The 6,041-nt window shown below is 49.6% G+C and carries 7 protein-coding genes and 1 pseudogene; 5 read left to right on the plus strand and 3 right to left on the minus strand.

The features are described 5' to 3' along the window. From ACTHUT_RS12645 to ACTHUT_RS12655, 3 genes are all read left to right on the plus strand, one after another. A partial coding sequence (locus tag ACTHUT_RS12645; protein WP_440418860.1) for a 2-oxo acid dehydrogenase subunit E2 occupies positions 1 to 657 on the plus strand: 657 nt, incomplete at its 5' end. A 78-nt stretch (positions 658 to 735) separates the two neighbouring features. Next, entirely contained in the window at positions 736 to 2,520 is a 1,785-nt protein-coding gene (lpdA, locus tag ACTHUT_RS12650) for a dihydrolipoyl dehydrogenase (RefSeq protein WP_250600604.1), read from the plus strand. 89 nt (positions 2,521 to 2,609) lie between these two features. Next, complete coding sequence (locus ACTHUT_RS12655) at positions 2,610 to 2,948, plus strand: P-II family nitrogen regulator (protein WP_254346340.1); 339 nt, start codon at positions 2,610 to 2,612, stop codon at positions 2,946 to 2,948. A 326-nt stretch (positions 2,949 to 3,274) separates the two neighbouring features. Here ACTHUT_RS12655 and ACTHUT_RS12660 read toward each other — a convergent pair whose 3' ends face one another. Further along, on the minus strand, positions 3,275 to 3,430 hold the full coding sequence (locus ACTHUT_RS12660; RefSeq protein ID WP_250600606.1) for a hypothetical protein: 156 nt from the start codon (positions 3,428 to 3,430) through the stop codon (positions 3,275 to 3,277). Here ACTHUT_RS12660 and ACTHUT_RS12665 point away from each other — a divergent pair. Both ACTHUT_RS12665 and ACTHUT_RS12670 read left to right on the plus strand, forming a co-directional pair. Beyond that, positions 3,416 to 4,129, plus strand: a complete 714-nt coding sequence (locus tag ACTHUT_RS12665) for an aldo/keto reductase (protein WP_250600608.1) — start codon at positions 3,416 to 3,418, stop codon at positions 4,127 to 4,129. The genes ACTHUT_RS12660 and ACTHUT_RS12665 overlap by 15 nt on opposite strands. A gap of 74 nt (positions 4,130 to 4,203) precedes the next feature. Next, positions 4,204 to 5,322, plus strand: a complete 1,119-nt coding sequence (locus ACTHUT_RS12670) for a low temperature requirement protein A (RefSeq protein WP_250600610.1) — start codon at positions 4,204 to 4,206, stop codon at positions 5,320 to 5,322. On the opposite strand, the gene ACTHUT_RS12675 is transcribed toward ACTHUT_RS12670, so the two are convergent. Together ACTHUT_RS12675 and ACTHUT_RS12680 are read right to left on the minus strand one after the other, a co-directional pair. Beyond that, positions 5,293 to 5,616, minus strand: a complete 324-nt coding sequence (locus tag ACTHUT_RS12675) for a BCCT family transporter (RefSeq protein ID WP_049352299.1) — start codon at positions 5,614 to 5,616, stop codon at positions 5,293 to 5,295. The two genes, ACTHUT_RS12670 and ACTHUT_RS12675, sit on opposite strands and share 30 nt — an antisense overlap. A gap of 58 nt (positions 5,617 to 5,674) precedes the next feature. Continuing rightward, a pseudogene (locus ACTHUT_RS12680) lies at positions 5,675 to 5,794 on the minus strand (hypothetical protein); the annotation flags it as partial. Positions 5,795 to 6,041 lie beyond the last annotated feature (247 nt).

Raw genomic sequence — 6,041 nt, forward strand, 5'->3', positions numbered from 1 at the left:
AAGAAAATCTCCGGTCAAAACCTGTCTCGCAACTGGGTTGTGATTCCTCACGTTACCGTACACGAAGAAGCGGACATGACCGAATTGGAAGAATTCCGCAAACAGCTGAACAAAGAATGGGAACGCGAAGGCGTGAAATTGTCCCCATTGGCGTTCATCATTAAAGCCTCTGTTGCTGCGCTGAAAGCCTTCCCTGAATTCAACGCCTCTCTGGATGGCGACAACTTGGCGCTGAAAAACTACTTCAACATCGGTTTCGCAGCAGACACGCCGAACGGCTTGGTTGTTCCAGTAATCAAAGACGTGGATCAAAAAGGCTTGAAACAAATCAGCCAAGAACTGACCGAATTGTCTAAAAAAGCCCGCGAAGGCAAGCTCAAGCCACAAGAAATGCAAGGCGCATGCTTTACCATTTCCAGCTTGGGCGGCATCGGCGGTACAGGCTTCACGCCAATCGTGAATGCTCCTGAAGTTGCTATCTTGGGAGTGTGCAAATCCCAAATCAAACCGGTTTGGAACGGCAAAGAATTTGCTCCTCGCCTGATGTGCCCGTTGAGCCTGTCCTTCGACCACCGTGTCATCGACGGTGCCGCCGGTATGCGCTTCACCGTATTCCTGGCTAACCTGTTGAAAGACTTCCGCCGCATTACTCTGTAATCCGAGCATTTTCAGACGGCCCAAATAAAAAGGCCGTCTGAAAAAAAGAAGCCCGAACATCATTCAGAAAGATTAGACATGAGCTTAATTGAATTGAAAGTGCCCGACATTGGCGGTCACGAAAATGTAGATATTATTGCGGTTGAAGTAAATGTGGGCGATACCATTGCTGTGGACGATACACTGATTACTTTGGAAACCGATAAAGCGACTATGGACGTACCTGCCGAAGTTGCAGGCGTAGTCAAAGAAGTTAAAGTTAAAGTCGGCGACAAAATCTCCGAAGGTGGCTTAATTGTTGTCGTAGAGGCAGAAGGTGCATCCGCTGCTCCTAAAGCCGAAGCGCCTGCCGCGCCTGCACAAGAAGCACCTAAAGCAGCCGCTCCTGCTCCTCAAGCTGCTCAATTCGGCGGTTCTGCCGATGCCGAATACGACGTAGTTGTATTGGGTGGCGGCCCTGGCGGTTATTCTGCTGCATTTGCCGCTGCTGACGAAGGCTTGAAAGTTGCCATCGTTGAACGTTACAAAACTTTGGGCGGCGTTTGCTTGAACGTCGGCTGTATCCCTTCCAAAGCCCTGTTGCACAATGCTGCCGTTATCGATGAAGTACGTCACTTGGCTGCCAACGGTATCAAATACCCTGAGCCTGAACTCGATATCGATATATTGCGCGGCTACAAAGACGGCGTAGTTTCCCGTCTGACTACCGGTTTGGCAGGCATGGCGAAAGGCCGCAAAGTAGACATTATCCAAGGTGACGGCCAATTCTTGGATCCGCACCACTTGGAGGTTTCTCTAACGACCAGCGAAGTGTATGAACAAGCTACACCTACTGGTGAGAAAAAAATCGTTGCCTTCAAAAACTGTATCATTGCAGCAGGCAGCCGCGTAACCAAACTGCCTTTCATCCCTGAAGATCCGCGCATCATCGATTCCAGCGGCGCTTTGGCTCTGAAAGAAGTACCGGGCAAACTGTTGATCATCGGTGGCGGTATTATTGGTCTCGAAATGGGTACGGTTTACAGCACTCTGGGTTCTCGCCTGGATGTTGTTGAAATGATGGATGGCCTGATGCAAGGCGCAGACCGCGACTTGGTTAAAGTATGGCAAAAACAAAACGAATACCGTTTTGACAACATCATGATCAACACCAAAACTGTTGCTGTTGAGCCTAAAGAAGACGGCGTTTACGTTACCTTCGAAGGTGCAAATGCGCCTAAAGAACCACAACGTTACGATGCCGTACTGGTAGCTGCCGGTCGTGCGCCTAACGGCAAACTCATCAGCGCTGAGAAAGCCGGTGTTGCTGTAACTGATCGCGGCTTCATCGAAGTGGACAAACAAATGCGCACCAACGTGCCACATATCTACGCTATCGGCGATATCGTCGGTCAACCGATGTTGGCACACAAAGCCGTTCACGAAGGCCACGTTGCCGCTGAAAACTGTGCCGGACACAAAGCCTACTTCGACGCACGCGTTATTCCGGGCGTTGCCTACACTTCTCCTGAAGTGGCATGGGTTGGCGAAACCGAGTTGTCTGCCAAAGCTTCCGGCCGTAAAATTACCAAAGCCAACTTCCCATGGGCTGCTTCCGGCCGTGCGATTGCCAACGGTTGCGACAATGGTTTCACTAAGCTGATTTTTGATGCTGAAACCGGCCGCATTATCGGTGGCGGTATCGTTGGCCCTAACGGCGGCGATATGATCGGTGAAGTCTGCTTAGCCATCGAAATGGGCTGTGATGCAGCCGATATCGGTAAAACCATCCACCCACACCCAACCCTAGGCGAATCCATCGGTATGGCTGCGGAAGTGGCATTGGGCGTATGTACCGACCTGCCTGCTCAGAAAAAGAAATAAGTTCACTCAAATAAAATTTGAACGAACTTGATGGAACAAAGGCCGTCTGAATGTTTCAGACGGCCTTTTCGCAAACAAGGAGACTCAATATGAAAAAAATCGAAGCTATTATCAAACCTTTCAAACTCGACGATGTACGCGAAATCCTGACTGAAATCGGCATTACCGGCATGACTGTCAGCGAAGTTAAAGGCTTCGGCCGCCAAAAAGGCCATACGGAAATTTATCGCGGCGCAGAATACGCAGTCGATTTTCTGCCTAAAGTAAAAATCGAATTGGTATTGGCTGACGACAAAGTCGATCAGGCTGTGGATGCCATTGTGGAAACCGCACATTCCGGCAAAATCGGCGACGGTAAAATCTTCATTTATCCGGTTGAAGAGGCTATCCGTATTCGTACCGGAGAACGCTCGGAAGCAGCGCTTTAATAGAAATCCTAAAATACAGAAGACAAATGCCGTCTGAAAATAAGTAGTAGCGTGGTTTGCTCAGAACTTATTTTTCAGACGGCATTACTTTCACAATTACAGCCACAACTTTTCTGAGATCTCAAACCATCACTATCTGCCTGAATAAACATAGAAACCATAGATAATAAAAATGCCGCTTATCAAACAAGCAGCATTTTATGTATCCGTTTTCTATGATTGACTTAGGTTCAATCTACCAAAAATCTCACATTATCAAGCATTAAGAAATTCGAGCAGATTTTTCCGCCTACTTTCAGAGCATTGACGAATATGTTGACTTTCTCTTATTGCGCTTGAGTATGGCTTACCGTATACAACCAGCCTTCCGGCGTGATTGTGTAGTTGATGCCCAAGCCGCCTACTGAAGTCGGTGCAAAAGCAAAATTTACTACCGTACTGTTGTCGCCTACGGTTGGATCGGCATTGTGGGGCAAACTCATTCCGCCAGCAGTGTGGAGAATGTGCTGGACAGCCGCCCCGAATCCATCCGCAAGCAAGTGGACGAATCCTTACGCAATCTGCAAACCGACTACATCGACCTGTATTACCAGCATCGCATTGACCCGAATGTACCCGCCGAGGCGGTAGCGGAAGTAATGGGCGAATTGATTAAGGCAGGCAAAATCCATCATTGGGGCGTGTCCAACACGCCGATTGAGTATATGGCCGCCGCCCACGCCGTTACGCCCATTACCGCCACGGAGAACCAATATTCCATGGTGTTCCGCACCCCCGAAAAAGCATTGTTTGCTTTTTGCGAAGCCAACCATATCGGCTTTGTGGCATACAGCCCGCTGGGGAACGGCTTTTTAAGCGGCCGTTTTAACGCGCAGACCCAATACGCCGAAGGCGATTTCCGCCGCACGATGAAGCGTTTTTCGGCGGATGTGATGACGAAAAACCAGCCTGTGTTGGACTTGCTGCACGAGCTCGCCGCCGCCAAATCCGCCACCGCCGCGCACATCGTGTTGGCGTGGGAACTGGCGCAAATGCCCTTTATCGTACCGATTCCGGGCACCACCAAAAAACACCGCTTGGCGGAAAACCTCGGCGCACTGCGAATCCGCCTGACTGCGGACGAATTGCACGCCATTAACCAAAAACTGGGCAAAATGGACATTGACGAGAGCTATTTTTAAGCCGCCCAGTCAATGGTACTTGTCGGTAAAAACTGTTATTCTTCAATAAGTTATTCATCACAACCGGAGAGCTTATGCCTGTTGGAGAGAAAAAAGTCGGGCTGCCCGAGCTGTTTTATGATTTGGTGTTTGTATATGCTTTGTCCCGCACCACCGAGCTGGTGCACCACGCCGACGAAGCCGATTACGTCACATTTTTGATTTCGCTGGTGATTCTGTTTACCGTTTGGTCATACCAGAGCATTTACATCAACCGCTTCGGCGACAACTCTTGGCGGGATCGGCTGTTTTTGTTTGCCGATATGTTTTTGCTGCTGTTTTTGTCCAATGCGGTGGGCAGCGACTGGCTGGCGAATTTTGTGCCGTTTAATCTTGCGCTGGGGCTACTGGTCGGCAGTGTCTGCCTGCAATATCTGTTGCAGCTTGCCCGCCACGCTTCCCCCGAACAACGCCGCAGAATCAAGCTGGTGGCGGGATTGCGCGGATTGACGGCGGCGACGGTGCTCGGTTCGCTGTTGTTTCCCGCCCATATCGGACAGTGGGTTGCGCTGGGCGGTTTCGGTTTGGGTTGGATTTTGCCCACCTTTGTCAGCCACAAGCAACCTGCGGTGAATTTTCCGCATCTACTCGAACGCCTAAACGGGCTGGTGATTATTTTTTTCGGCGAAACCGTGATCGACATCGCCCCTTATTTCCACGTGGCGAAGTTTGAAATCGGCGCACTGCTCGTGATTGTGATTCTGTTTGCGATGTTTACGGTTTATGTGATGCAGTTTTCCTATTTTATCGACGAACACAAAGCGCAAAACTCGGGCGCATTGCCCTCGTACAGCCATTATGCCGTACTGATCGGCATCGCTTTGGTAACGGTGGCACTGGCTTGGCTGCACCAAAACAGCACCGCTACCGCTGAGTCCGTCCGAATGCTGTGGCTCGGTTTGGGCGTGTTTTATCTCGGGGTTGCCGCCAACACGCCGTACAACAAGCCCGAACACCGCCGACCGCAACGGCTTTGGATTTTTCAGACGACCTTATTCGTTATCGGCGCAGGGCTGGCCGCCGTTTTACCGCCGCAGCCCCTTGTTATCTTAACCACAACGGCATTGATGACCGCTGCGATTGCCATGGCAACAGTGTATTTTGAACGTCACACCCGACAACTTTCACAAACAAACCAGAACCACGAAACCTAAGAACAGGATAACGGTCAACGGTTTGGTTGCGAAAGACAGAGGCAGCATATTGAGCAGGTAATAGAATGTACCTTCGTAGTCGCCTTTATTGACAATTTCTGCCAAGCGTCCAGTACCTTCAACAGTATCAAGCAGGCTGAAGCCGGAGAATACGGAGAACCAAATCACGAGGAAGCCGACTGGTACCATAATGGATGCCAGCACGAATTCGCGCAAAGTACGGCCTTTGGAAATTTTCGCTAAGAACACGCCCACAAATGGTGCCCAAGTAATCCACCATACCCAGTAAGCCATTAGACCAATCGCGGTTGTGGAACAAGTACAGCTCGAAAGAATGGTGAACGGTTTGAGTAAGGATATTACCGATAGAGACAACCAAGTTGCTGAGGAAGTAGTGAGTCGGGTCAACCAAGAAAACAAACACCAGCATGAGCAAAGACAGAACTACAGTCATATCGCACAGCCATTTCATACCTTTTTCAATCGGCAACACAGCGCCCAAAGTATAAATATTTCAGTAGCAACTATAACCTAAAAATTCCCTATTAAGATTCAATCCTCCCTATCTCTCCCCTATTCTTATTGCCGCTTTACTTTTCAGACGACCCCTTTATCCAAACTCCGTTATAATGACGGCTTTAAAATTAATTCATTCCCAAGACGGTCTTATCATGAAACACATCCACATTATCGGTATCGGCGGCACATTTATGGGCGGC

The sequence above is a fragment of the Neisseria sp. P0022.S010 genome (assembly GCF_051956635.1).

Excerpts from the sequence above, each read along its gene's own strand:
- lpdA (WP_250600604.1), top strand. The coding sequence starts at position 736 with ATGAGCTTAATTGAATTGAAAGTGCCCGACATTGGCGGTCACGAAAAT.
- ACTHUT_RS12655 (WP_254346340.1), top strand. The coding sequence starts at position 2,610 with ATGAAAAAAATCGAAGCTATTATCAAACCTTTCAAACTCGACGATGTA.
- ACTHUT_RS12660 (WP_250600606.1), bottom strand. The coding sequence starts at position 3,430 with ATGAGTTTGCCCCACAATGCCGATCCAACCGTAGGCGACAACAGTACG.
- ACTHUT_RS12670 (WP_250600610.1), top strand. The coding sequence starts at position 4,204 with ATGCCTGTTGGAGAGAAAAAAGTCGGGCTGCCCGAGCTGTTTTATGAT.
- ACTHUT_RS12675 (WP_049352299.1), bottom strand. The coding sequence starts at position 5,616 with ATGGCTTACTGGGTATGGTGGATTACTTGGGCACCATTTGTGGGCGTG.